General features: G+C 72.3%; 20 protein-coding genes. 17 read left to right on the top strand and 3 right to left on the bottom strand.

Going from position 1 to position 23719, the window contains the following annotated elements:
- Window positions 1-51: 51 nt before the first annotated feature.
- A complete protein-coding gene (locus tag QN157_05275; protein MDR7555001.1) occupies window positions 52-468 on the bottom strand; it encodes an archease in 417 nt (138 codons plus the stop codon).
- A 200-nt stretch (window positions 469-668) separates the two neighbouring features.
- On the opposite strand from QN157_05275, the gene selD reads away from it, so the two are divergent.
- The 13 genes from selD (at window position 669) to QN157_05210 (ending at window position 14814) form a co-directional block, all read left to right on the top strand.
- Window positions 669-1718, top strand: a complete 1050-nt coding sequence (selD, locus tag QN157_05270) for a selenide, water dikinase SelD (protein MDR7555000.1) — start codon at window positions 669-671, stop codon at window positions 1716-1718.
- A gap of 300 nt (window positions 1719-2018) precedes the next feature.
- On the top strand, window positions 2019-3419 hold the full coding sequence (locus QN157_05265; GenBank protein MDR7554999.1) for an extracellular solute-binding protein: 1401 nt from the start codon (window positions 2019-2021) through the stop codon (window positions 3417-3419).
- Window positions 3420-3581: 162 nt separating this feature from the next.
- On the top strand, window positions 3582-4508 hold the full coding sequence (locus QN157_05260) for a sugar ABC transporter permease (GenBank protein ID MDR7554998.1): 927 nt from the start codon (window positions 3582-3584) through the stop codon (window positions 4506-4508).
- Between the two features lies 1 nt (window position 4509).
- Window positions 4510-5346 (top strand): carbohydrate ABC transporter permease, encoded by an 837-nt coding sequence (locus tag QN157_05255; protein MDR7554997.1) that lies wholly within the window; start codon window positions 4510-4512, stop codon window positions 5344-5346.
- A gap of 461 nt (window positions 5347-5807) precedes the next feature.
- A complete protein-coding gene (locus QN157_05250; GenBank protein MDR7554996.1) occupies window positions 5808-6653 on the top strand; it encodes an LLM class flavin-dependent oxidoreductase in 846 nt (281 codons plus the stop codon).
- Window positions 6654-6666: 13 nt separating this feature from the next.
- Complete coding sequence (locus tag QN157_05245) at window positions 6667-8907, top strand: FAD-dependent monooxygenase (GenBank protein MDR7554995.1); 2241 nt, start codon at window positions 6667-6669, stop codon at window positions 8905-8907.
- A gap of 325 nt (window positions 8908-9232) precedes the next feature.
- Window positions 9233-10024, top strand: a complete 792-nt coding sequence (locus tag QN157_05240; protein MDR7554994.1) for an enoyl-CoA hydratase family protein — start codon at window positions 9233-9235, stop codon at window positions 10022-10024.
- 169 nt (window positions 10025-10193) lie between these two features.
- Window positions 10194-10610 (top strand): RidA family protein, encoded by a 417-nt coding sequence (locus QN157_05235; GenBank protein ID MDR7554993.1) that lies wholly within the window; start codon window positions 10194-10196, stop codon window positions 10608-10610.
- Window positions 10607-11761, top strand: coding sequence for an acyl-CoA dehydrogenase family protein (locus QN157_05230; GenBank protein MDR7554992.1), 1155 nt, complete (start codon window positions 10607-10609; stop codon window positions 11759-11761). Before QN157_05235 ends, QN157_05230 begins: the two co-directional genes overlap by 4 nt.
- A complete protein-coding gene (locus QN157_05225; GenBank protein ID MDR7554991.1) occupies window positions 11758-13107 on the top strand; it encodes a phenylacetate--CoA ligase family protein in 1350 nt (449 codons plus the stop codon). The genes QN157_05230 and QN157_05225 overlap by 4 nt, the downstream gene beginning before the upstream one ends.
- 100 nt (window positions 13108-13207) lie before the next feature.
- The gene (locus QN157_05220; protein ID MDR7554990.1) at window positions 13208-13414 is read left to right on the top strand and encodes a hypothetical protein; all 207 of its coding nucleotides are present in this window, start codon (window positions 13208-13210) and stop codon (window positions 13412-13414) included.
- A 12-nt stretch (window positions 13415-13426) separates the two neighbouring features.
- Window positions 13427-14233: a tryptophan 2,3-dioxygenase family protein gene (locus tag QN157_05215; protein ID MDR7554989.1), complete on the top strand. Its 807-nt coding sequence runs from the start codon at window positions 13427-13429 to the stop codon at window positions 14231-14233.
- Window positions 14234-14346: 113 nt separating this feature from the next.
- Window positions 14347-14814 carry a nucleotidyltransferase domain-containing protein gene (locus tag QN157_05210; GenBank protein MDR7554988.1) on the top strand — a complete coding sequence of 156 codons (468 nt, stop codon included), beginning with the start codon at window positions 14347-14349 and terminating at the stop codon, window positions 14812-14814.
- A gap of 204 nt (window positions 14815-15018) precedes the next feature.
- Here QN157_05210 and QN157_05205 read toward each other — a convergent pair whose 3' ends face one another.
- Window positions 15019-16611: an amidase gene (locus tag QN157_05205; GenBank protein ID MDR7554987.1), complete on the bottom strand. Its 1593-nt coding sequence runs from the start codon at window positions 16609-16611 to the stop codon at window positions 15019-15021.
- Window positions 16608-17810 carry an aminotransferase class I/II-fold pyridoxal phosphate-dependent enzyme gene (locus QN157_05200; protein MDR7554986.1) on the bottom strand — a complete coding sequence of 401 codons (1203 nt, stop codon included), beginning with the start codon at window positions 17808-17810 and terminating at the stop codon, window positions 16608-16610. Before QN157_05200 ends, QN157_05205 begins: the two co-directional genes overlap by 4 nt.
- A 357-nt stretch (window positions 17811-18167) precedes the next feature.
- Between QN157_05200 and QN157_05195 the strand changes: the two genes are divergently transcribed.
- The 4 genes from QN157_05195 (at window position 18168) to QN157_05180 (ending at window position 23716) form a co-directional block, all read left to right on the top strand.
- Window positions 18168-20147 (top strand): FAD-dependent monooxygenase, encoded by a 1980-nt coding sequence (locus QN157_05195; GenBank protein MDR7554985.1) that lies wholly within the window; start codon window positions 18168-18170, stop codon window positions 20145-20147.
- Between the two features lie 413 nt (window positions 20148-20560).
- Window positions 20561-21754, top strand: a complete 1194-nt coding sequence (locus tag QN157_05190) for an ABC transporter substrate-binding protein (protein MDR7554984.1) — start codon at window positions 20561-20563, stop codon at window positions 21752-21754.
- A 70-nt stretch (window positions 21755-21824) separates the two neighbouring features.
- The gene (locus QN157_05185; protein ID MDR7554983.1) at window positions 21825-22694 is read left to right on the top strand and encodes a branched-chain amino acid ABC transporter permease; all 870 of its coding nucleotides are present in this window, start codon (window positions 21825-21827) and stop codon (window positions 22692-22694) included.
- A complete protein-coding gene (locus QN157_05180; protein MDR7554982.1) occupies window positions 22691-23716 on the top strand; it encodes a branched-chain amino acid ABC transporter permease in 1026 nt (341 codons plus the stop codon). The genes QN157_05185 and QN157_05180 overlap by 4 nt, the downstream gene beginning before the upstream one ends.
- Window positions 23717-23719: the final 3 nt, after the last annotated feature.

Genomic DNA, 23719 nt, shown 5'->3' with positions numbered 1-23719 from the left:
TCCCGCGCGGCCACGGCCACCGCGGGGACCACCACCCGGCCCGGCACGTTGCTACACGTCGAAGATGATCTTGGCGGTCCACCCCTCGGGCGTCTCCCGGACCTCCAGCCCGTGGTAGGTGGCCGCCTTCACGTCAAGGCGGAACCGGTGGCGACCGGGGTCGACCGGCTCGCCGTGCACGGTGGCGCGCACCCGCGTGGGCGAGATCTCGTCCACCACGAACGCCTTGGGGACGAACTCCTCGGCGTTGAGCAGCAGGAGCAGGTCGTTCAGCCAGGCCACGAGCAGGCCCGCGACGTCCTCGGCGTCGACCCGGCGCATCCGCCACGCGCGGTTCTCGACCGTGGTGGGGTCGACGAGGAAGGAGAACATGCCCTCCGCCGCGGTCTCGAACAGGTCCCGCAGCGTGCGCCCGCGCACGACCAGGCCCACGTCGGCAGTATGTTCGAGGAGCTCGAACTCGCCCATCTTCGTTATGATACCGGAAGAACGACCGGCGCGCCGCCGTTGTTCCGATCGGCCGGTACGCCGAGCCGGCGGGCCGGGGTTCTGCCCGCCGTCGGCGGCAATGCCTGCAGACGGGCCCGGATACGCTTTGCGCTGCACAACGCGAGTGCACCGGCGTATCTGTGGAGAGGCCGGAAGGATGCGGGGAAAGGAGGTGGCGCATGACCCAGCGCGAGCGCGTGCGGCTCACGGCGCTGGTCGCCTGCGCGGGCTGAGCCTCGAAGCTGCCGCCCGGCGATCTGGCGTACGTGTTGCGCCACCTGCCCAGACCCGACGACCCGAACCTGCTGCTGGGGTTCGGCGCCCACGATGACGCGGCCGTCTACCGGCTGCGCGACGACCTGGCGCTGATCCAGACCGTCGACGTCTTCACGCCCATCGTGGACGACCCGTACACGTTCGGGCTCATCGCCGCCGCCAACGCCCTCTCGGACATCTACGCCAAGGGCGGCCAGCCCCTGCTCGCCCTGAACGTGGCGGGCTTCCCGCGGAAGCTGCCGCTGGACCTGCTGGCCGAGATTCTGCGTGGGGGCGCGGCCAAGGCCGCCGAGGCGGGCGTGCTCATCGTGGGCGGGCACACGATCGACGACCCGGAGCCCAAGTACGGGCTGGCGGTCACCGGGCTCGTGCATCCCGCGCGGTTCGTCACCAATGCCGGCGCGCGCCCCGGCGACGTGCTGGTGCTCACCAAGCCGCTCGGCATCGGCGTCGTCACCACCGGCATCAAGCAGGAGAAGACCCCGCCAGACGTCGCGGACGCCGCGGTGCAGGTCATGGCCACGCTCAACCGCGCCGCGTCCGAGGCCATGCTGGAAGTCGGCGTGCACGCCGCCACCGACGTGACCGGCTTCGGCCTGCTGGGCCACCTCCACGAGATGGTCGCAGCGAGCGGCGTCGCCGCCCGGGTGGTGGCCAACGCGGTGCCGGTGCTCGACGGCGCCCGCGACCTGGCCCGCGCCGGCGCCATCGCCGGCGGCACGGCGCGCAACCTCGAGTGGCTGGCCGACAAGGTCCGGTGGGCGCCGGCGGTCGACGAGATCACCCGCCTGCTGCTGGCCGACGCGCAGACGTCGGGAGGCCTGCTGCTGGCCGTGCCGCCCGCGCGCGCAGACCTGCTCGAGGCGGCGCTCAGGGCGCGCGGGGTGGCGCCGGTGGCTCGCATCGGCGAGATCCTCCCCCACCGCGAGGTGCCGCTGCTGGTGGACGCGTAGGGCCGGCGGAGGCACGTCCTCCGGTTGGGCGCCGAGCGGACGGCCTTGGTGTCCGAGGATTCCGGTGGACCCATAGCGCAGCGGACGCCTCGCCCCGACGACGGAAGCGCAGCCAGCGCCCCTGATCGCCCCAGACGTGGCGCCCCCATGCGGGCAAGGTGCCCCTCCGGCGGGCGAGAAGACGGAGTAGGAACGCGGCGGCGAGCGTCAAAGTTCCATACTGACACTGAACTGGCCGTCGGGCATGGTGACGTCTCCAGTGCCGGGGCGGCCGGGAGACACAAGGGGAGGCGGAAGGTCATGTCCCGTGACCAGGTGCCCAGTGCCGGGCAGGAACGCCTGACGCGCCGCCAGGTGTTGAAAGCGGGGGCAGCCGGGCTGGCCGGCGCCGCCCTCGCCAACCTCGGCGTGCGCGGGCTGCTGCAGGATGCGGCGGCGCAGCTCCCGCCGGGGTCGTACAACCCCGAGCTCACCCTGTCGTTCCCGGTCGAGCGCGGGGCCACGCTGCGCGTCCTGCGGTGGTCCCAGTTCGTCAGCACCGACGAGCCCACGTTCCAGCAGAACGCTGCCGAATTCACGCGCCGCACCGGCGTGCAGGTGACGATCGAGCGCGAGACGTGGACCGACGTGCAGCCCAAGGCGGCCGCCGCGGCCAACGTCGGCGCCGGCCCCGACATCGTCATCGGCTTCTTCGACGAACCGCACCTGTGGGCCGACAAACTGGTACCGGTCACCGACCTGGCCGAGTACCTGGGCCGCAAGTACGGCGGCTGGTTCCCGGTGGCCCCGCAGTACGGCTTCAGCCAGGAGCTCAAGCACTGGATCGCCATCCCCATCGGCGCCCCGGGCGCGACCATCAACTACCGCGAGTCCTGGGTGAAGGAAGCCGGCTTCGACCCCGATCCGGCCAAGTTCCCGAAGACGACCGACGAGTTCCTGCGCCTGTGCCAGGCGCTGCGGCGCCGCGGCCACCCCACGGGGTTCGCGCTGGGCAAGGCCGTCGGCGACGGCAACGTCTGGGTCCACTGGCTGCTGTGGGCCTTCGGCGGCAAGGCCGTCGGCCCCGACAACAAAACGATCACCATCAACTCGCCCGAGACCGTCAACGCGCTGGAGTACGGCCGCCAGCTCTACGAGACGATGATCCCGGGGGTGGCCGGCTGGCTGGACCCGCACAACAACCGGGCGTTCCTGGCGGGCGAGGTCTCGCTGACCAACAACGGCATCAGCATCTACTTCGCCGCGCGCAACGACTTCCCCGAGATCGCCCGCGACATGAACCATGCGAACTTCCCCATCGGGCCCGTCGGGCGGCCCACCGAACTGCACCTGTTCAGCCAGGCGTACATCTTCAAGTACACGCGGTACCCCAACGCCGCCAAGGAGTTCCTCCGGTTCATGATGGAGGACACCCAGTACGGTCGGTGGATCAACGCCATGCTGGGGTACGTCACCCATCCGCTGCGGGCCTACAACGGCCTGGCGGTATGGCGCTCCGATCCCAAGGCGCTGCCGTTCCGGGACGCGGTGGCCCGGATGCTGCCGCACTCCTACCAGGGGACGCCCGGCCCGCGGTCGGCCCGGGCCATGGCCGAGTTCGTCATCGTCGACATGTTCGCCGAGGCGCTGACGGGCCGGCGCAGCGTGCGCGACGCGATCCGAGCGGCGGAGGACCGCCTGCGCAGGATCTACCAGGCGTAGGCCACCGCCCACAATGGCTGGCGCGCTGCCTGGGGGCCTGGTCTTTGTGCCTGCGACGGTGGTGCGGATGAGCGCACGGGCGGGGCCGGGGCGGGCACGGGACCCGTGAAGTGAGAGCGCGGCGGACGGCACCCACTCCCGCCCGCCGCGCCGGAGGCCGCCATGGCCGGAGTCGAGATCGCCACCACCGTCGGTGCGGCACGGCGTGAGTCGGCGCTGGCCCGCCTACTCGAGAACCGCCACGTGCTGGGCCCGGTGATGGTGTTCCCGGCCGTCTGCTTGCTGGCGGTCTTCCTGGCCTACCCCTTCGCGCTGGGCGCCTGGCTCAGTCTGACCGACGCCACCATCGGCACGCCGGGGCGGTTCGTCGCCCTGGCCAACTTTCGCTACCTCCTGGGCGATGCGGTCTTCCGCCTGGTGGTCTTCAACACCGCCCTCTACGCGGGCGTGGCGGTGGTGCTGAAGCTCGCGCTGGGCTTCCTGCTGGCGCTGCTGGTCAACCGCGAGTTCGCCGGCAAACGCTTCGTGCGGGCCGTGATGCTGCTGCCGTGGATCGTGCCCACGTCGCTGTCGGCGCTGGTGTTCTACTGGCTCTACGACGGGACGTTCAGCGTCATCACGTGGATGCTCAAGCGCGTGGGGCTGGTGGAGGGCTTCATCAACTACCTGGGCGATCCCACGCTGGCCCGCGCGTCGCTGATCGCAGCCAACGTCTGGCGCGGCATCCCGTTCTTCGCCATCGGCCTGCTGGCCGGGTTGCAGACGGTCTCGCCGACCCTCTACGAGGCGGCCGCCATCGACGGCGCGGGCCCCTGGCAGAGGTTCTGGGCCATCACCTGGCCGCTGCTGCTGCCCCTGACCGCCGTGGTGACGGTCTTCTCCACCATCATGACCGTCGGCGACTTCCAGCTGATCTGGATCGTCACCAAGGGCGGCCCGGCCAACGCCACCCACCTGCTGGGTACGCTCGCCTACCAGCGCGCGATCCAGGGCGGCTACATCGGCGAGGGGGCGGCCATCTCGGGGTTCATGCTGCCGGTGCTGCTGGCGTCGGTGGCCGTCGCCTACCACTACCTGCGCAGAGACTGAGATGCCCCGCGCCCTCGTCACCCGCACCCTGACCTTCTACCTGCCGCTGTGGGCGTTCCTGGCCTTCCTGCTGTTCCCGTTCTACTGGATGCTGGTCACGGCCATCAAGCCCAACCGCGACCTCTACAACCTCGCCATCAACCAGCTGTGGACGGCGCGGCCCACGCTGGCCCACTTCGAGACGCTGCTGGCGCGCACGTCGTTCCTGCCCTGGCTGTGGAACACCCTGGTGATCTCCGTGGGCTCGACGGCCCTCTCGCTGGCGGCGAGCCTGCTGGCCGCCTACGCGATCCAGCGGCTGCGGTTCCGGGGCGCCGGGGTCCTGGGCGTGGCCATCTTCCTGTCGTACCTGGTGCCGCCGGTAATCCTGTTCATCCCGCTGTCGCGGGTGATCAACGCCCTGGGCCTGTGGGACCACCCGGGCGCCCTGATCTTGAGCTACCCGACGTTCCTGATCCCGTTCGCCACCTGGCTGCTCATGGGCTACTTCCGGTCGATCCCTGTGGAACTGGAGGACTGTGCCCGGATCGACGGGGCCGACCGCTTCCAGGTCATGCGGCACGTGACGCTGCCGCTGGCGTTGCCCGGGATCCTCTCGTGCCTGATCTTCTCGTTCACGCTGTCGTGGAACGAGTACCTGTACGCGCTGGTCTTCCTCTCGTCGTCGGCGCGCAAGACGATCCCGGTGGGGCTGGCCACCGAGCTGGTGACCGGCGACGTCTTCCAGTGGGGCCCGCTGATGGCCGGCGCGCTGCTGGGTTCGATCCCCGTGGCGCTGGCGTACTCCTTCTTCGTCGAGCACTACGTGGCGGGGTTGACCGGCGCGCTCAAGGAGTGAGCCCGGCTCCCGGCGGTGCGGCCGCGGGCGCCGGCGCCGCCCGGCCGGACCGCGTCTGCGACGCCGGGCCGCCCGGCTCGTCCTCGCAGACATCCTGGCGCGGAAGGCCCAGGGCTCTGGCAGGCTGTGGCGCTCTGCTCGCCAGGAGCCACCCGGCCCCTGTGCGAACCATAGGCACCGTATGCACCACCTGCACCGAACGCCCCATGCGCCGTCGTACCGTCGCGGCCGGCAACGGCTCCGCAGATATCCACACCAGGCCGCCAGACCCATGACAGGACTGCCGTGGTGCCGGGGCAGGACACCTGGCCCGTGCGAGAGATCCGCATGCCCTGCTGGTGGCCACGCCGGGCGACCCGGTGGAGGGCGCAGTACACCTGGTCCGTGCGGGAGGTCCGCATGCAAGTAGGGGTCGGGCACCGTGACCCGCGTGGGCAGCACCGTCGTGCCGGGAGATCCGCATGCAGGTAGGGGTCGGACTGCCCAGCGGCATCCCCGGCGCGACCGGTGACCTGCTGCTGGCCTGGGCGCAACGCGCCGACGCCGGGCCGTTCTCCAGCCTGGGGGTCATCGACCGGCTGCCCTACGACAGCTTCGAGCCCCTGGTGACGCTGGGCGCCGCGGCCGCCGTCACCCGGCGGGTGCGGCTGGCCACGATGATCGTGGTGGCGCCACTGCGTAACACCGCTTTGCTGGCCAAGAGCCTGGCCTCGCTGGACGCGCTCTCTGGCGGGCGGCTGGTGGTGGGCCTGGGCGTGGGCGCGCGCCACGAGGACTACACCGTGGCTGGCGTCGACCACCGCACCCGGGGCCGTGTGCTCTCCGAGCAGCTGGCAGCGCTGCGGACGCTGTGGGAAGGCAGTCCGGCCGTGCCGCGGGCGCTGCGACCCCAGGGCCCACCGTTGCTGGTCGGCGGGCTGAGCGACGAGGCGTTCGCCCGCGCGGCGCGCTACGCCGACGGCTACGTGCACGGTGGCGGCCCGCCGCGCGCCTTCGCCCGGGCCGCCGACCGCGCCCGCGCCGCCTGGATCGACGCCGGCCGTCCGGGCGAGCCGCTGCTGTGGGGCCAGGGGTACTTTGCGCTGGGCGACGACGCCACCATCGACGCGGGGATCCGCTATATGAAGGACTACTATACCTTCACCGGGCCCTTCGCCGAGCGGATCGCGGCGGCGCTGCTGACCACCCCGCAGGCGATCGTGCAGTTCATCCGGGGGTACGCCGACGCCGGGTGCCACGAGCTCGTGCTGTTCCCCGCCGTGGCCGACCTGCGTCAGCTCGAGCGCCTCGCCGAAGTGGTCGCATGAGGTGCCGGTCCCCGTGAAGGTCGTGGTCATCGGCGGCGGCCCCGCGGGGCTGTACGCCGCCCTGCTGCTCAAGAAGGCCGACCCCCGCCGCCAGGTGACCGTCTTCGAGCGCAACCCGCCCGACGCCACCTACGGGTGGGGCGTCGTCTTCTCCGAGCGCACGCTGGCCGGCTTCCAGGAAGCCGACTTCAAGACCTACCGCGAGATCACCGACCGGTTCGTCCTGTGGGACGTGATCGACATCCACTACCGGGGGGACGTGCTGCGCTGCGGCGGCCAGCCCTTTGCGGGCATCAGACGCACGACGCTCCTGGAGATCCTGCAGCGGCGGTGCGACGAGCTTGGCGTGGAGCTGCGCTTTCGGGCGGAGATCGCCGACCCCACACCCTACCTGGACGCCGACGTGGTGATCGCGGCCGACGGGGTCAACAGCGGGGTGCGCCGGGCCTTCGCCCGGGCCTTCAAGCCCACGCTGGACGTTGGCCGGGCGCGGTACATCTGGCTGGGCACCACGCGCTGGCTGGACGCGTTCACGTTCATCATCCGCGAGGGTCCCCACGGGTTGTTCCAGGTGCACGCCTACCCGTTCGACGGCACCACCAGCACGTTCATCGTGGAGTGCGCCGAGGACGTCTGGCGCGCCGCGGGACTGGCGGATGCCGACGAGGCGACGAGCCTGGCCTACTGCCAGCGCCTCTTCGACGACTTCCTGGGCGGCCGGCCGCTGCTGTCGAACAACTCCCGGTGGATCAACTTCGTGACGGTGCGGTGCGCGACGTGGTGGTACCGCAACGTCGTGCTGCTGGGGGACGCCGCCCACACCGCGCACTTCTCCATCGGCTCGGGCACCAAGCTCGCCATGGAGGACGCGGCGGCGCTCGCGCGCGCCTTCGAGGCCCACCGCGACCGCGAGGCGGCCTTCAACGAGTACGAGGCGACGCGCCGGCCCGCCGTGGAGGCGCTGCAGCAGGCCGCGGCGGAGAGCCAGGCCTACTTCGAGCACCTGCGGCGCTACCTGCACCTGGCCCCGCCGCAGTTCGCCTTCCACCTGATGACGCGCAGCGGGCGGGTCTCGTACGACGCGCTGCGGGTGCGCGATCCGCAGTTCGTGGGGGCGGTGGACCGGTGGTTCGCCGCGCAGGCCCCCCAGGCGGTCGTACAGCCTCCGCCAACGGCTGTCCGCGCCTCGGAGGGCGGGCGCGTCGACGGGTCTTCCCGTGAAGACATGGCCGCACCGATCGCGCCCCCGGCCCCGCTCGTGGCACCGCCACCGCTGCTCGTACCGCTGCGGCTGCGCGGCGTGCACCTGCGCAACCGCGTCGTGCTCGCCTGCCGCCCCACCGACGCCGCCCACGGCGGGCTGCCCGGCGCGGTGCACCGCGCGGCGCTGGCGCGGCGCGCGGCGGCCGGCGCGGCGCTGGTGTTGACCGAACCCGTGGCCGTGGCCGCCGACGGCCGGGTCACCCCCGGCGACCCGGGGCTCTACGCCAACCTCCACACCGAGGCCTGGCAGGCGATCGTCCGCGCGGTACGACAGCAGACCCCGGCCGCCCTGGGCATCGTGCTCGGCCACGCGGGGCGGCGTGGTGCCATGCGGCCGCGCCACGAAGGGCTCGACCGTCCGCTGCGCGCGGGCGCGTGGCCGGTGCTGGCGGCATCGGCCATCCCGTACGGGAAGGACTGCCAGACGCCGCTGGCGATGACGCGCGAGGCGATGACCGCGGTGCGCGACGCCTTCGCTGCCGCTGCGGCCCGCGCCGCCGACGCCGGCTTCGACCTGCTGGTGGTGCACGCCGGCCTGGGGTACCTGCTGGCGAGTTTCCTCTCGCCGCTGACGAACCGGCGCAGCGACGAGTACGGCGGGGCCATCGACGCACGGCTGCGCTACCCCCTGGAAGTCGTGGCGGCCGTGCGGGCGGTCTGGCCGACCGACCGCCCGCTGGCGGTGGCGTTCTCCGCCTCCGACTGCGTGCCCGGCGGGCTGGAGCCCCAGGACGCCGTGAACGCGGCCCGCGCCCTCGTCGCGGCGGGCGCGGACCTGGTGTGGGTGCAAGCGGGGCAGACGACCCCCGAGGGGCACCCGGCCTACGGCCGCGGGTTCCTCACCGCCCTGGCAGACCTCGTGCGCAACGAAGCGCGAGTGCCCGTGCTCGCCGGCGGCTACGTGGTGACAGCGGACGAAGCCAACACGATCCTGGCTGCGGGCCGCGCGGACCTGTGCCTGATGGACCCGCCCGAGGTCGCCGCGGCGTAGGCCCTGCGCGGGTGACCGTCGACTGCGCGAGAGAACTGCTCAACGCGCCTGCGACGCGTCATGCTCCGGGTGCCCACCAGCACCGGGCGACCCCCATCGTGCGGCCACCGGGCGACCGGCCTCGTACCCCGTACCGCCCCGCGACCGTCGAACCCCTGGCGCGCGACAGGACTCGCCCGCGGGCCGGCGGAAAGAAGTCGCAGCGCCCCCGGGAGACCGACCGGGCTGCGGGCTCCGCGCGCCGGCGACGACGCCCCCGTAGGTCCCGTGCCCCGCGGTCGAGGCTCGGGGAGAGGCAGCCGCAGCACCCCTGGAGGAGGCGGCGATGGATTACGAGTTCCGTTACGAGGTGGCCGACGGCGTGGCGACCATCACCCTGGATCGCCCGCAAGTCCTCAACGCCCTCACCTTCACCGTGTACGCGCAGCTGCGCGACCTCCTGGAGGGCCTGCGGTACGACGAGGCCGTGCGTACGGTGATCCTCACCGGCGCCGGCGCGGGGTTCTGCTCGGGCGGCGACGTGCACGAGATCATCGGCGAGCTCCTCCGGCGCGACGTGCGCGGCCACCTGGAGTTCACCCGCATGACGGGCGCCGTCGTGCGCGCCATGCGCATGCTCGACCGGCCCATCATCGCGGCCATCAACGGCATGGCGGCCGGTGCCGGCGCGGTGCTGGCGCTGGCCAGCGACCTGCGCCTGGCCTCCGAGCGGGCGCGCTTCGCCTTCCTCTTCACCAAGGTGGGGCTCACCGGCGCCGACATGGGCGCGGCGTACCTGCTGCCACGGCTCGTCGGCACGGGCCGCGCGGCGGAGCTGCTGCTGTTCGGCGATGTGATCGACGCCGCCACCGCCGAGCGCTACGGCCTGGTCAACCGCGTGGTGCCCCACGACGACCTGCTGCCGACCGCCCGCGCGTGGGCGCGTCGGCTCGCGGACGGCCCGACGCAGGCGATCGGGATGACCAAGCGCATGCTCCTGCACGAGCAGCACATGGACCTGGACGCGGCGCTGGAGGCCGAAGCGCAGGCCCAGGCGCTGATGCTGATGGCCGAAGACCACCGCCTCTTCTATGAGGCGTTCAAGGCGAAGACCGAGCCGAAGTTCGTGGGGCGGTAGGGAAAGTTCGCCGGGCGGTAGGGAACGTCGTGGGGCGGTAGGGCGGCGCGCGGCGCTGTACGATGCACCGCTGGATGGGTCGGGCGCACGACGGCGCGCTGGCCCGCGGTCTGTCCGGCCCGTCCAGCAGGCAACCGCCTCTGACCGCACGAGGAGGGAGCACGAGGTCGTGAGCGTCGACTCGCCAGCACGCCAGATCGTCAACCCACCGACCCTGCCGCCGCCCCGCGGGTTCAGCCACGGCATCGTGACCACCGGCGGCCGGTTGCTATTCCTGGCCGGCCAGGACGCCAGCGACGCCACCGGCCGCATCGTCGCGCCCGGCGACCTCGTGGCGCAGTTCGAGCAGGTGCTCACGAACCTGCAGGCGGTGGTCGAGGCCGCGGGCGGGACCATGCAACACATCACCAAGCTCACCATCTTCGTGCGCGACCGCCAAGCCTACCTGGCGCACCTGCGCCCGCTGGGCGAGGTGTTCCGGCGGTACTTCGGCGGGTACTACCCGGCCATGGCCCTGTTCGAGGTCAGCGGCTTCTTCCGCGACGAGGCGCTGGTCGAACTGGAAGGGTTCGCGGTGCTGCCGTGAACTTCGCCCTCACCCCCGCGCAGCGCGAGGTCCAGGAACGGGCGCGCCGCTTCGCCCAGGAGGAGGTGGCCCCGCTCGTCCGACGGGCCGATGCGGAGGGCCGGTTTCCCGTGCACCTCGTCCGCCGCATGGGCGAGCTCGGCTTCCTGGCCGGCCCCATCGACCCCGCGTACGGTGGCGCCGGCATGGACTACGTGAGCTTCGCGCTGGTCTACGAGGAGCTCGGCCGCGTGGACGCGTCGGTGCGCGGCTTCCTGGCGGTGCACGCCGGGCTGGTGAGCCTGTGCCTGCGGGACTGGGGCACCGAGGCGCAGAAGCGCGCCTACCTGCCGCGGCTGGCCAGCGGCGAGTGGATCGGGTGCTACTGCCTCACCGAGCCCAACGCCGGCTCGGACGCCGCCGGGCTGGAGACGACCGCCGAGGACGTCGGCGACGCCTACGTCCTGCGAGGCGAGAAGCTCTGGATCACCAACGGCAACCTGGCCCACCTGGCGGTGGTCTTCGCCACGCGCGACCGCGCGCTGCGCCACCGGGGCATCTGCGCGTTCCTGGTGCCCACCGACACGCCCGGCTTCCGGCGCGAGCCCATGCCGGGCGTGCCGCTGGGGCACCGGGCCGCCGACCACGCCCGCATCGTGCTCGACGGCGTGCGGGTGCCGAAAGACCACCTGCTGGGCGGCGAGGGCGAGGGCTTCAAGGTGGCGATGGGGGCCCTCGACCACGGGCGCCTGGGCGTCGCCGCCGGGGCCGTGGGGCTGGCCCAGGCGTGCCTGGACGCCTGCATCGCCTTCACCCGCGACCGGCGCCAGTTCGGGCAGCGCCTGGCCGACTTCGAGATGATCCAGGGCCACCTGGCCGACATGGCGGCCAGCGTGGAGGCGGCCCGCCTGCTGGTCTACCGGGCGGCCTGGCTGAAGGATCAGGGGGCCCGGACCACTAAGGAAACAGCCATCGCCAAACTCTTCGCCACGGAGGCCGCCGTGCGGGCCGCCAACGACGCCGTCCTCATCCACGGCGGGCGGGGCTACTCCAGCGAGTACCCCGTCGAGCGCCTCCTCCGCGACGTCAAGGGCCTGCAGATCTACGAGGGCACCAGCCACATCCAGCGCATCGTCATTGCGCGCGAACTGGTGGGGCGTGAGCCGCGATGAGCACCTCGCCGTACTGGAACCCGAAAGCGGAGACCATGCCGCGGGAGGAGCTGCAGGCGCTGCAGCTGCACAAACTGCGGCGCCTGTGCGAGTGGGCGTACGCCCGCAGCCCCTTCCACCGGCGGAAGTTCGACGCCGCAAGGTTCCGGCCGGAGCAGCTGCGCACGCTGGAGGACCTGCGGCGCATCCCGTTCATGACCCGCGAGGAGTGGATGGAGGCGCAGGTGGCCCAGCCGATGTTCGGCGACCTGCTGGCCACCGACCCCGTCCACGCCATCCGCTACCACCTCACCTCGGGCACCAGCGGCCGCACGCCCATTCGGGTGCTCGACGGCATGAAGGACTGGGAGTGGATCGCGGAGATGTGGTGCTACGGGTTCTGGGGCTTTGGGGTGCGGCCTGCGGACGTGGTCTACTTCGCCTTCGGCTACGGCTCGTTCATCGGCTTCTGGGGCGCTCACTACTGCTGCGAGAAGATCGGAGCTCTCGTCATCCCTGGCGGGGCCCAGACCACCGAGGCCCGCGTGCGGCAGATCGTCGAGATGGGTGTCACCACCGTGTGCTCGACGCCCACCTACGCCCTGCGCCTCTGGCAGGCGGCCACCGAGGCGGGCCTCGACCTGGCTGCCAGCCGGGTCGACAAGCTCATCGTCTCCGGCGAGCCCGCCGGGTCCATCCCCGCGGTCAAGCGGCAGCTCGAGCAGGCGTGGGGCGCCAAGTGCGGCGACACCGCCGGCATGACCGAGATCGGCACCATCATGATCTTCGAGTGCAGCCACCAGCCGGGCGGCACCCACATCATCGAGGACCACTTCATCGAAGAGGTCGTCGACCCGGCAAGCGGTGAGCCCGTGGGCTACGGGGAACTGGGCGAGCGGGTGGTGACGTCGTTTGGCCGGGGCTTCATCCCGCTGCTGCGCTACCGCAGCAAGGACATGGTGGTCAAGGTGCCGCACACGGCGTGCACCTGCGGGCGCACGTTCGACCTCTACGACGGCGGGATTCGGGGCCGGTGGGACGACATGAAGCTCGTCCGCGGCACCAACGTCTACCCCCGGGCCGTGGAGGCCATCGTGCGCGAGTACGACGCCATCGACGAGTTCCAGATCTACCTCTGGCGCAAGGACGACATCCAGGACGAGATCACCATCAAGGTGGAGCTCAAACCCGGCCGCGAGGCCGAGTGGCCGGCGCTGCAGGCGCGGCTGGCCCGCGACCTGGCCGACGCCCACGAGGGGCTGCGCTTCAACGTGGAGCGGGTCGACCACGGGACGCTGCCGCGGTTCGAGCTGAAGGCCAAACGGCTGGTCGACGCCCGGCCGGTGGCGGCGTACGACCGCCGCTAGGGGCGCCGTGCGCGACGACACCGCAGGAGCCGCCGCTGACCACCGTCGCGCCGGCCGCAGGGCCCGCGCGGCGGGTGCATGACGCGGGAGGGGATTACCGATGACCACCACCGATCTGCTGGGCCGGCCGCTGGACGCCGACGAGCAGGCCCTGCTGGCCGCGTACGAGGCCCTCAAGGCCCTGGCGCGCCGCGAGACGCTGCCCCCGTGCGCCGCGCGCAACGTGCGCAAGGCCCTCGCCTGCCTGTGGCAGGCCACCAACGACCTCCAGCTCCAGCACGAGCAGCTCTACGAGCTGGGCGTGTAGGGCCCGGGCGCCATGCCCCCAGGCGGCCCCCTCACCTACGGCGCCTACCTCAAGGTCGACGACCTGCTGCGCCTGCAGCAGCGTCTGACCGCGGCCCACGACGAGCTGCAGTTCATCGTCGTCCACCAGGTCTTCGAGCTGTGGTTCCGGCTGCTGCTGTTCGAACTGGAGTCGGTGCGCGCGGCCCTCGACCGCGACGACCTCGGCACCGCCGTCCGCCTGCTGCGCCGTGCCACCACCATTGTCGACGGCCTGGGGGCCGCGTTCGCCGTCATCGAGACCATGCGCCCCTACGACTTCCTGGAGTTCCGCAACGAGCTCAAGCCCGCCAGCGGCTTCCAGAGCCGACAGTTTCGCGAGATCGAGTTCCTCTCAGGGCTCAAGGAACCCCAGTACCTGCGCTCGTTCGACGACGAGCCCGAGCAGGCCGCGGCGCTGGCCCGGCGTCTGGCCGAACCCACCCTGTGGGACGCCTTCGTGGGCGTGCTGCGCCGCCGCGGGCTGCCGGCGGGCAGCGACGCCGAGATCGTCCAGACGGCCATCCGCATCCAGCGCGAGGCCGCCCTGGCCGACCTCGACGAGCTCCTGGAGGCGATGATCGCCTACGACCAGCGGTGGAGCGCCTGGCGTCACCGGCACATCCTCATGGTCGAGCGCATGATCGGCGCGCGGCCGGGGACCGGGCAGAAGACCGTCGCCCGCGTCATGGGCGACGGGTACGACGCCATGGGCTCGGGCGGCGTCGAGTACCTGCGCTCGACGCTGGGGAAGAAGTTCTTCCCGCTGCTGTGGGAGGCGCGGACGTTCCTGGAGCGATGAACGCCGCCCACCGGCTTTCTCCGGCCGGGGCTCCAGGCGATGGATGCGGTGCGGTCGGCTCGCTCCTCTCGGGCGCCTCGACGTATAATCCTGCGCGAAGGTGGCGACGACCCATGACGTCGTCCCCAGGCATCAGGACGCTGCACGCGCTGCCCCCCGACGAACGCCGGCGGTGCCTCCAGCACATTGTCGCCGTCCTGGCCCGCGATCCCACGGTGGTCTTCGCCTATGTCTTCGGCTCGTTCGTCGAGGACCGGCCGTTCGAGGACATCGACGTCGCGGTGTTCGTCGAGCCACCCCCCGGGGCACGGCTCGACTCCCTGGCCGTCCAGCTCGACCTGAGCGCGCGGCTGGAGACCGCGGTCGGGCTGCCCGTCGAGGTCGTCGTGCTCAACACCGCACCGCTCGGGGTGCGGCGTGCGGCGCTGCGCGGGCAGCTGCTCTGGTCCCGCGACGACGCCCGACGCATCGCGCTGCTTGAGGGCACCAGCCACGAGCTGATGGACATGGCGTTCCTGGGGCGGGAGGCGCTGCAGGACCTGCTGGGAATCCGACCCGTGCATTCTGAGCCGTCGCGCTGAGCGCGGCCACGCGGCGCAGCCCCACCGTGCACCGGCCCCCATGCGGTGCACCAGCCTCCCGCGCCAGCAGGCGGCGGATGCTCACGAGCCCGTGGAATGCGAGCGCCCCGCCCAGGGCACCACGCCCCGACGCGCTGGCACGAGTCCGGCCGAGGGAACGTGAGGTGCTCCGCGACCGGCACTCAAATCAGCCTACAGCGCTGATCAGCCCACAGCGTGCGGATCGCGTCCGCTCTCTCGCAAAACCCCCGGCCGCGCGAGCGGAGGAATGTGGTGCGCCCAGGGCGCGGCCTCCTCGAACGCGGCGGCCGCGCGCAGCACCGCGGCCTCAGCGCGGCGCCGGCCCACGAGCTGCAGACCGATGGGCAGGCCCGCACGCGTGAACCCGCAGGGCACGGAGATCGCCGGCAGGCCGGTCAGGGTGATGGCGTAGGTCAGGTACAGCCAGTGGAGGTAGTGGCGCATGCGCTGGCCGCCGACCTCGGTCGGATACGGCTGCTCTACCGGGAACGGCGGGATCGGGGTGGTGGGCAGCAGCAGCAGGTCGTAGTCGGCCATGAACGTCCGCACGCGGTGCCACAGCGCGGTACGCCGGCGCTCGGCCTGGGCGATCTGCCGGGGGGTGAGCGTAAGCCCCTGCTCGATGTTCCAGACCAAGTGCGGGGTCATCACCGGCCGCCAGCGCTCCAGCGTGTCGGCGTGCAGCCCCACCATGAACGGGCCCCGCGTCCCCAGCATGATCTCGTCCACCTCGTCGAGGCCGATGGTCGGCGCGTCAGCGGTCACCCGCGCCCCCAGCCGCCGAAAGACCGTGGCCGCCCGTTCCACGGCCGCCGCGATCTCCGGGTCGACGGGCAGCAGCCCGCCCAGGTCTGGCGTCCACGCCACGCGCCAGCCGCGCACCGAGGGCGCCCGCACGGCCTGCACGAACGCCGCGGTGTCGACCTCGTAGGACAGGGGGGCGCGGTCGTCGGGCCCGGCCATCACCGACAGCATGAGCGCCACGTCGGCCACCGTGCGCGCCATGGGGCCGGAAACCGCCAGGGTGTCCCAGGCGAACTCGCTGGGGTAGACCGGCACCAAGCCCGCGGTGGTGCGGAACCCGACCACGCCGCAGAACGCCGCCGGGACGCGCAGCGACCCGCCCAGGTCCGAGCCCTGGGCCAGCGGCCCCATGCCGGTGGCCAGCGCCGCGGCGGCCCCTCCGCTGGAGCCACCGGCGGTGCGCGTGGGGTCCCAGGGGTTGCGGGTGGGACCGAACACCGGGTTGAAGGTGTTGCCGCCTGCGCCGAACTCCGGGGTGTTGGTCTTCCCGATGACGATGGCGCCGGCGGCCTTCAGCCGCTGCACCACCAGGGCGTCCTCGGCGGGCACGTGGTGCTCGTAGACCTTCGAGCCCCACGTCGTGCGGATGCCCGCGGTGGGCGTGAGGTCCTTGATCGTCACGGGCACGCCGAACAGCGGCGGCAGCGCCGCACCGCGCCGCAGGCGGGCGGTGGCGGCCCGGGCGGCGGCCAGCGCCTGCTCGCGCGCCAGCGTGACGATCGCATTCACCTGCGGGTTGACGGCGTCGACCTGCGCCAGCACCGCCTCGGTGACCTCGAGCGGCGAGACGCGGCGGGCGCGGTAGAGACGGGCCAGCGCCACCGCCGGAGTGAAGCAGAGGTCGGACGGCGCGGCCGCCCGCACGCGCGCACCCGCCTGGGCAGGGACCACCGTCGGGGACGACACGCCAGCACGGGCAGGCCCGGGGGCGCGCGCCGGCGCGCCGGCCGCGCGCGCGCCACGACGGCTCATCGCTGCGCCTCCGCACCGACCGGTGGCCGGCCCAGACGCTCCACGAAGGCGCGCAGGCGCGCCAGGCCCTCGCGCAGCCGTGCCTCCGGTTGCAACCACGACATGCGCACGTAGCCCTCCCGGGTGCTGGCCATCGTGCCGGGGAACACCACGACGCGCGCCTCGACGATGAGCCGTCGGCAAAAGTCGACGCTGGGCAGACCGAACCGGGCGACGTTGGCGAACAGGAAGAAGCCGCCCCGCGGGCGCGCATATGGAATGCCCATGGCGTCCAGCGCGTCCATGAGCAGCCGCCGGCGGGCGTCGTAGGTCCGCAGGTAGTCGGTAAGGAAGTCGTGGGGGCCGGTCAGCGCCGCCAGGCCCGCCCGCTGGGCGACGGCCGAGGCGCAGATGTCCATGGGCTCCTTGAGGCTGTGCAGCGCGGCGACGACGTCGGCCGGTGCCGCGAGGTAGCCCAACCGGAACCCGGTCATCGAGTACGTCTTCGAGAACCCGCCGATCAGGACCGTACGGTCACGCATCCCTGGCAGCGCCGCGATGGAGTGGTGGGTCGCGCCGTCGTAGAGGATCCGGCCGTAGACTTCGTCGCTGATCACCACCAGATCGTGCTGCCGGGCGAGCAGGGCCAGACCCTCCAGCGCCTCCAGCGGGAGCACCGCACCGGTGGGGTTGGCAGGACTGACCAGCACGAGCACTTTGCCCCGTGGCCCCAGGCGCCGGGCGACGGCGTCCGGCCGCAGCACGAACCCGTCGGCCTCGTCGGTGGCCACCGGCACCGCCGTCCCGCCCGCGATGGCGACAAGGCGCGGCAGCGCGTGGAAGTAGGGATCGCCAAAGAGCACCTCGTCGCCGGGCCCGACCAACGCCAGCAGGGCGGTGAACAGCGCCTGCTCGGCGCCTGCCGTGACCACGATCTCCTCGAGCGCGTAGCGCACGCCGACGTCACGGGCCAGGTGGTCGGCGATGGCCGCGCGCAGTTCGACGAGCCCCTGCCAGTGCGTGTAGCGCACGAGGCCGGGCGCCAGGGCGGCGCGCGCCGCCTCGAGAATGTGTGGCGGCGTCGGCAGGTCGGGGTCGCCGACGCTGAGCTGGACGACGTCGCCGTCGCTCTTGGTCAGGAAGACCTCGCTGTCGTGCAGGAACGCGTCGCGGGCGACGCGGTCGCCAAGCCGGCGGGCGAGCGGGCTGGGAAAAGTCATGCGGGCGATTTCGCTACCCGGCCGGGTGCCTCCCTGCCTGCCGGGGCCGCAGGTGCCCGGGATCATGCCACCGCGGGTGGCACGGCGCGGCGAGGCTCCTGGAGGGGCCTGCGGGCGCCCGTGCGAACTTCGCCACGGACGCGGGACCCCGATGTCAGAGGCACCCGCGTCGGCAACGGTCGACGGGCGCGATGTCCACACGATGACCTTGAGGACGTTAGCTGCAGTGCTGTGCCAGACCCGTCACCGACGCCATCGGCCCAGCGCCACACCTTACTCCTCGTCTCCCACTTGCCGGCGAGGCGGCGGCGGTTGTGCCGGGTCAGGGCATACACCTGCGCACGACGGAGGCCTGCTGTGCGGATCGCGGTGATCGGCGGGGGACCCGCTGGGTTGTTCTTCGCAGCGCTGGTGCGGCGGGCGGACCCGGACTGCCAGGTGACGGTGTACGAGCGCAACCCGCCCGATGCGACCTACGGCTTTGGCGTCGTCTTCCCGGAACGCAGCCTGCGGTACCTGCGCGAGGCCGACCCGGACCTGCACGCCGCGTTCACGGCGCAGGCCGTGCAGTGGGAGGACATCGCGTACGGGCACCGGGGCGCGTCGGTCCGGTTCGGCGGCCACGTCTTCTCGGGGATCGCGCGGGCCGCGCTGCTGCGCCTGCTGCGGGAGCGCGCCGCAGGCCTGGGCGCCGACCTGCGCTTCCAGGTGGAGGCACCGCCCCTTGCGGCGCTGGCCGACGCTGACCTCATCGTCGCAGCCGACGGCGCCGGCAGCGCCGCACGGACCGCCCTGGCCGATGCCCTGGGTGCGTCGGTGCATACGGGACGCTCGCGGTTCATCTGGCTGGGCACCACCAAGGTGTTCGACGCCCTGACGTTTCTGTTCGCCGAGAACGCCCACGGCTGGTGGGGCATCCACGCGTACCCCTACAGCGACACCCACAGCACGGTCATCGTGGAGACCGACGAGGCGACGTGGCGTCGGGCCGGGCTCGACCGCGCCGACGAGATCGCGCGCGCCGCCGGGGCCCCCGATCTGGCCAGCGTGCGCTACTGCGAGGCCCTCTTCGCACCCTTCCTCGACGGCGCGCCGTTGCTGGCCAACAACTCCCGCTGGGCGACCTTCCGCACCGTGCGGTGCCGCCGCTGGCACGCGGGTCGGGTCGTGTTGCTGGGCGACGCGGCCCACACCGCCCACTTCTCCGTGGGCTCGGGCACCCGTATGGCCATGGAAGACGCCATCGCCCTGGCCCAGGCCCTGGGGCGACACGCGACGCTGGCCGGCGCGCTGAAGGCCTACGAGCGCGAGCGGCAGCCCGCCGTGGCGCGCCTCCAGCAGGCCGCCGAGCCCAGCCGGTGGTGGTGGGAGCACTTCCGCTGGTTTGCGGGGGCACCGCCGGCCCGGTTCTCCTTCCACCACCTCAGCCGGGCGCCGCTGCTTTCCTACGGCGCTCTCGTGGTGCGCGATCGAAGGGCGGTCGGGGAAGTGGCACGCGTCGTCGCCGCAGCCGGCGGCCGACCGGACGCACCGCCCTACGCGCAACCGCTGGTCCTGGAGGGGTTGCGACTGCGTACCCGGATCGTGGCCGAGCTCACGTCCGGCCCGGACGCCCCTCACCGTGCAGGAGCGGTCGCCCGTGATGGTGCCGGCCTGGTGCTCGCGGATGCGCCGGCGGACTGGCGCCAGCTGGCCGAGGCGGTCCACGCGGCAGGGAGCTGTCTTGGGGTGCGCGTGCACGTGGCGTACAGCGAGGAGGACGAGAGGCCGCACGCAGCGCACAGCAGCGCCACCACGCGACGCCCGCCTTATCGCCTGGGTTCGGGGGACGATGCGGACCACGCGGCATCTGCGGCCCTCGACCGCACCGACCCCTGCGACATTCCCCAGCGACTGGCCGCGCTGGCCGAGGCCGGTGTGGACCTGGTGGTGCTCGACGGCCCCGTCGAGGTCCAGACGGTGCGGGCTGCCCGCGGGGCCTGGCCTGCGGGCCGCCCGCTGGCCGTGGTGTGCCGGGCGTGGCGCGATCCGCGGGACGACGACGAGGTTGCCCGCGGGCTGGACCGTGCCCGGGCGCTGCAGGCGGCCGGATGCGGGCTGGTCGTCGTGGTCCCGCCCCCGCGCGCCGCTGCCCGCACGGTGTCGACGCTGTGGCCTGCGGGCGTCGCCCAGGTGTTCACCAGCGACCTGCTCCGCCACGCCGTTGGGATCCCCACCGCGCTGGTGGGCGGGCAGCGCAGCGTCGGCGACGTCACCGCGGCCCTCCTGGCAGGGCGCGCCGACCTGTGCAGCTGGCCATCGCTGGCGTGGCCGGGCTGGCGACCGGACGGCGCGTAGCGCGCTGCGGCGCACCATCCGCCACGCCGCGACGAGGGGTCACGCGTCCTGGATAAAGACGACACGTGCCAAGGCGCCTGTGGGAACGATGCGGGCGTGTGGCGCGCAGTCAAGGGCCGGGAGCAGGGACGACGCGACGGTGTAGCGCCCGGTCACGGGGCCGGGGGGGGGCAGGAACGACGCGAAGGTGTAGTGCCCGATCACGGGGCCGGGAGCAGGAACGACGCGAGAGCATAGCGCCCAGTCAGGGGCTGAGGGGCGGCGTGCCCGGGGGTAGGAGCGGGCGGAGGACATCCGGCACGGGGTGTCACGTGCGCCGGGCGCCCGGCAGGGCGGCCCCCCGGCCGCTGCGAATACTGGCGTCATCCGGGGCGAGATGCGACCCGGCGAGGCGGTCGTGGGGGTGGGAACCCATGTGGCATCGACTGCGCGGTGTGGTCAGCCTGATGGCGGTCGTCGCGCTGGTGAGCGCGTTCGCGTCGGCGGGAACCTCCGGGCCGGCGCGCGAGTTCAAGATCGGCTTGCTGTTGCCCTACTCGGGCGTCTTCGCCCGGCTGGGCGAATCCATGACGCAGGCCACCGAGATGTACTTCGAGTCCATCGGGTGGACCGTCGCGGGACGGCGGATCGTGCTGATCAAGGAAGACGAGGGCGTCCCCAGCACTGAGGTCGCGATCCGGAAGTTCCGCAAGTTCGTGGAGCAGGACCGGGTCGATCTGGTGACCGGCGTGGTCTCGTCGGGCTCGCTGGCCGCCCTGGTGGACCCCATCCGGGAGGCACGGGTCATCACCATCATCTCCAACGCGGGCTTCGATGGCGCGACCCGCGAGAAGCGCAGCCCGTGGCTGTTTCGCACGTCGTTCACCAACTGGCAGATCGCCGCGGCCCAGGGCGAGTGGGCCGCGAAGAACATCGGCAAGCGCGCCATCACCCTGCAGGCCGACTACCAGGTCGGCCGGGACAACGTCCGCGCCTTCAAAGACACGTTCGAGCCCGCCGGCGGGCGCGTGGTGGAGGAGATCTGGTACCCGCTGGGCACGCCCGACTTCGCGCCCTACCTGGGCCGGGTACGGCTGGCGATGCAGAACGCCGATCTGGTCTACTGCTTCGCCGCCGGCGCCGACGCCATCCGGCTGATCCGCCAGTGGCGCGAGTTCGGCATGACCGGCACCAACATCATCTGCAACGGCTTCATGATCGGCGACGACATCCTGCCGGTGGTGGGCGAGGCCGCCGTGGGCATGAAGGGCGCCCTGGCCTGGATCTCCACGCTGGGCTATCCGGAGAACCGGAAGTTCGTCGCGGAGTTCAAGCAGAAGTACAACCGCACGCCGGACGTCTACGCGGCCCAGGCCTACGAAACCGCCATCATGATCGCCGAGGGCCTGAAGAAGGTCAACGGCGACACGTCCAACCAGCAGCGCTTCATCGAGGCGCTGCGCAGCGTCACGTTCCGGGGGCCCCGCGGGCCGTTCAAGATCGACCCGCAGACCAACAACATCATCCTGACGATCTACATCTACGAGGTGGTCCGGGAGGGCGACGCGGTGGTGCCCCGTGTGCTGAAGGTGTTGACCAACTGGAAGGATCCGGGCGTCACCAGGTAGGCGCGCGCGCGCCGCACCTCCGCGGGCGGCCGGGGCTCTCGCCCCGGCCGCCCGCCGCCCCTGCGGTCCCATGGACCTGATCTTCCTCGCCCAGCAGTTCCTCAACGGCGCCTCGTTCGCCATGACCCTCTTCCTGGTGGCCGTGGGCCTGACGCTCATCTTCGGCCTCATGGACGTCCTGAACCTGGCCCACGGCACCTTCTACCTCATCGGGGCCTACATCGGGCTGTCGGTGGTCAAGACCACGGGGAACTTCTGGCTGGCGCTGGTCGTGGCGCCCGTGGCCGTGGCCCTGCTGGGCTACGCCGTCGAGATCGCGCTCATCCGGCCCCTGTACGCCCGCGGTCACCTGGACCAGGTGCTGCTGACCCTGGGTCTGGCGTTCGTGCTGGCCGACCAGGCGCGCCACGTCTGGGGCGCGTTCGAGGAGGCGATCCCGGCGCCGCCCGGGCTGGTGGGCGTGCTGGCGCTGGGGCCGCTCTTCTACCCCAAGTACCGCCTGTTCGTCATCGCCTTCGGCCTGGTCGCCGCCGGGGTGCTCTGGGTGCTCATCGAACGCACGCGCTGGGGCGCCGTCATCCGTGCCGGCGTCAGCAACCGGACGATGGTGCGCAGCCTGGGGATCGACATCAACCGGGTCTTCGCCCACACGTTCGCGTTCGGGTGCGGCCTGGCCGCGCTGGCCGGGGTCGTGGCCGGCCCCATCATCGGTGTGGCGCCCGGCCTCGATGCCGAGATCCTCATGCTGGCGTTGATCGTGGTCGTCACCGGCGGGCTCGGCAGCCTGTCGGGGTCGTTCTGGGGCGCGATCCTGATCGGCCAGGCCGATACCTTCGGCAAAGCCCTGCTGCCCGACTTCTCCCTGTTCTTCATCTTCGGGGTCATGGCGCTGGTGTTGCTGTACCGGCCCGGCGGGCTGCTGGCCAAGGGCGGTCCGTGACCGTCCCCGCGCGCCTCGCCACCCTGCTGGCGGTGGCCGGGCTGGCATCGCTGCCGCTGTGGGCGCCCCGGTTCCTGCTGACCGTCGCCGCCGAGGTCCTGATCTTCGGCATCGCCGCCACGAGCCTCAACCTGCTGCTGGGCTACACCGGCCTGATCTCCATGGGTCATGCCGCCTACTTCGCCACCGGCGGATACGTCGCCGGCCTGCTGGCCAAGCACGTCACCCCTCTGTTCTGGGCGACGACGCCCGTGGGCATGGTGGCGGCAGCGGCGCTCGCCCTGGTGGTCGGGGCGTTTGCGCTGCGCACGGCAGCGGTGACCTTCCTGATGATCACCCTGGCCGTGGGGCAGATGCTGTACGCCCTGGCCATCAAGTGGCGCACCGTGACCGGCGGCTCGGACGGGCTGCTCGGCATTCCCAAACCCACCGGCCTCGGGGTGGAGATGGACGCGCCCCGCATGTACCTGGTCGCCCTCGTCTGCTACCTGCTGGTGCTCTGGTTCCTGCGCCGCCTGCTGGCCGCGCCCTTCGGGCGCACGCTCGTCGGCATCCGGGAGAACGAGGGCCGGTTGCGGGCCCTGGGGTGCAACGTGCAGGCCTACAAGCTGGCGGCGTTCGTGCTGGCCGGCGGGCTGGCCGGGCTGGGCGGCGCGCTGTTCGGCCAGTTTAACGGCTTCATCGCGCCCTCGGAGATCCACTGGCATCGGTCGGGCCAGCTGATGATCATGATCATCATCGGCGGCGTCCACAGCCTGATCGGGCCCCTGCTGGGTGCGTTCGTCGTGGTCGCCATCCAGGACCTGGTCAGCTCGCTGCTCACCCAGCGGTGGATGACGGTGATGGGCCTCGTCTTCATCGGTTTCGTGCTGGTCGCACGCGGCGGCCTGGTCGGGCTGTGGCACGCGCTGCACCGGGCCGTCCGCCGCGGGCTCCCGGTGTCCTTGCCGGCGCGCCCGCTGCGCCGCCCCGCCCGCGACGCCGACGTGCCCGCGCCCGACGCCGACGTGCCCGCGAAGTGACGC

The organism is Armatimonadota bacterium, assembly GCA_031459855.1.
GTDB lineage: Bacteria > Sysuimicrobiota > Sysuimicrobiia > Sysuimicrobiales > Humicultoraceae > Fervidifonticultor > Fervidifonticultor primus.
Note: the sequence above shows the minus strand (reverse complement) of the source record. Positions and strands in the feature narration are given on the sequence as shown.

What these genes read in the sequence shown, in the direction of transcription:
- QN157_05275 (MDR7555001.1), bottom strand. Translation starts at nt 468, where the DNA reads ATGGGCGAGTTCGAGCTCCTCGAACATACTGCCGACGTGGGCCTGGTC.
- QN157_05265 (MDR7554999.1), top strand. Translation starts at nt 2,019, where the DNA reads ATGTCCCGTGACCAGGTGCCCAGTGCCGGGCAGGAACGCCTGACGCGC.
- QN157_05260 (MDR7554998.1), top strand. Translation starts at nt 3,582, where the DNA reads ATGGCCGGAGTCGAGATCGCCACCACCGTCGGTGCGGCACGGCGTGAG.
- QN157_05255 (MDR7554997.1), top strand. Translation starts at nt 4,510, where the DNA reads ATGCCCCGCGCCCTCGTCACCCGCACCCTGACCTTCTACCTGCCGCTG.
- QN157_05250 (MDR7554996.1), top strand. Translation starts at nt 5,808, where the DNA reads ATGCAGGTAGGGGTCGGACTGCCCAGCGGCATCCCCGGCGCGACCGGT.
- QN157_05240 (MDR7554994.1), top strand. Translation starts at nt 9,233, where the DNA reads ATGGATTACGAGTTCCGTTACGAGGTGGCCGACGGCGTGGCGACCATC.
- QN157_05225 (MDR7554991.1), top strand. Translation starts at nt 11,758, where the DNA reads ATGAGCACCTCGCCGTACTGGAACCCGAAAGCGGAGACCATGCCGCGG.
- QN157_05220 (MDR7554990.1), top strand. Translation starts at nt 13,208, where the DNA reads ATGACCACCACCGATCTGCTGGGCCGGCCGCTGGACGCCGACGAGCAG.
- QN157_05215 (MDR7554989.1), top strand. Translation starts at nt 13,427, where the DNA reads ATGCCCCCAGGCGGCCCCCTCACCTACGGCGCCTACCTCAAGGTCGAC.
- QN157_05210 (MDR7554988.1), top strand. Translation starts at nt 14,347, where the DNA reads ATGACGTCGTCCCCAGGCATCAGGACGCTGCACGCGCTGCCCCCCGAC.
- QN157_05205 (MDR7554987.1), bottom strand. Translation starts at nt 16,611, where the DNA reads ATGAGCCGTCGTGGCGCGCGCGCGGCCGGCGCGCCGGCGCGCGCCCCC.
- QN157_05200 (MDR7554986.1), bottom strand. Translation starts at nt 17,810, where the DNA reads ATGACTTTTCCCAGCCCGCTCGCCCGCCGGCTTGGCGACCGCGTCGCC.
- QN157_05190 (MDR7554984.1), top strand. Translation starts at nt 20,561, where the DNA reads ATGTGGCATCGACTGCGCGGTGTGGTCAGCCTGATGGCGGTCGTCGCG.
- QN157_05185 (MDR7554983.1), top strand. Translation starts at nt 21,825, where the DNA reads ATGGACCTGATCTTCCTCGCCCAGCAGTTCCTCAACGGCGCCTCGTTC.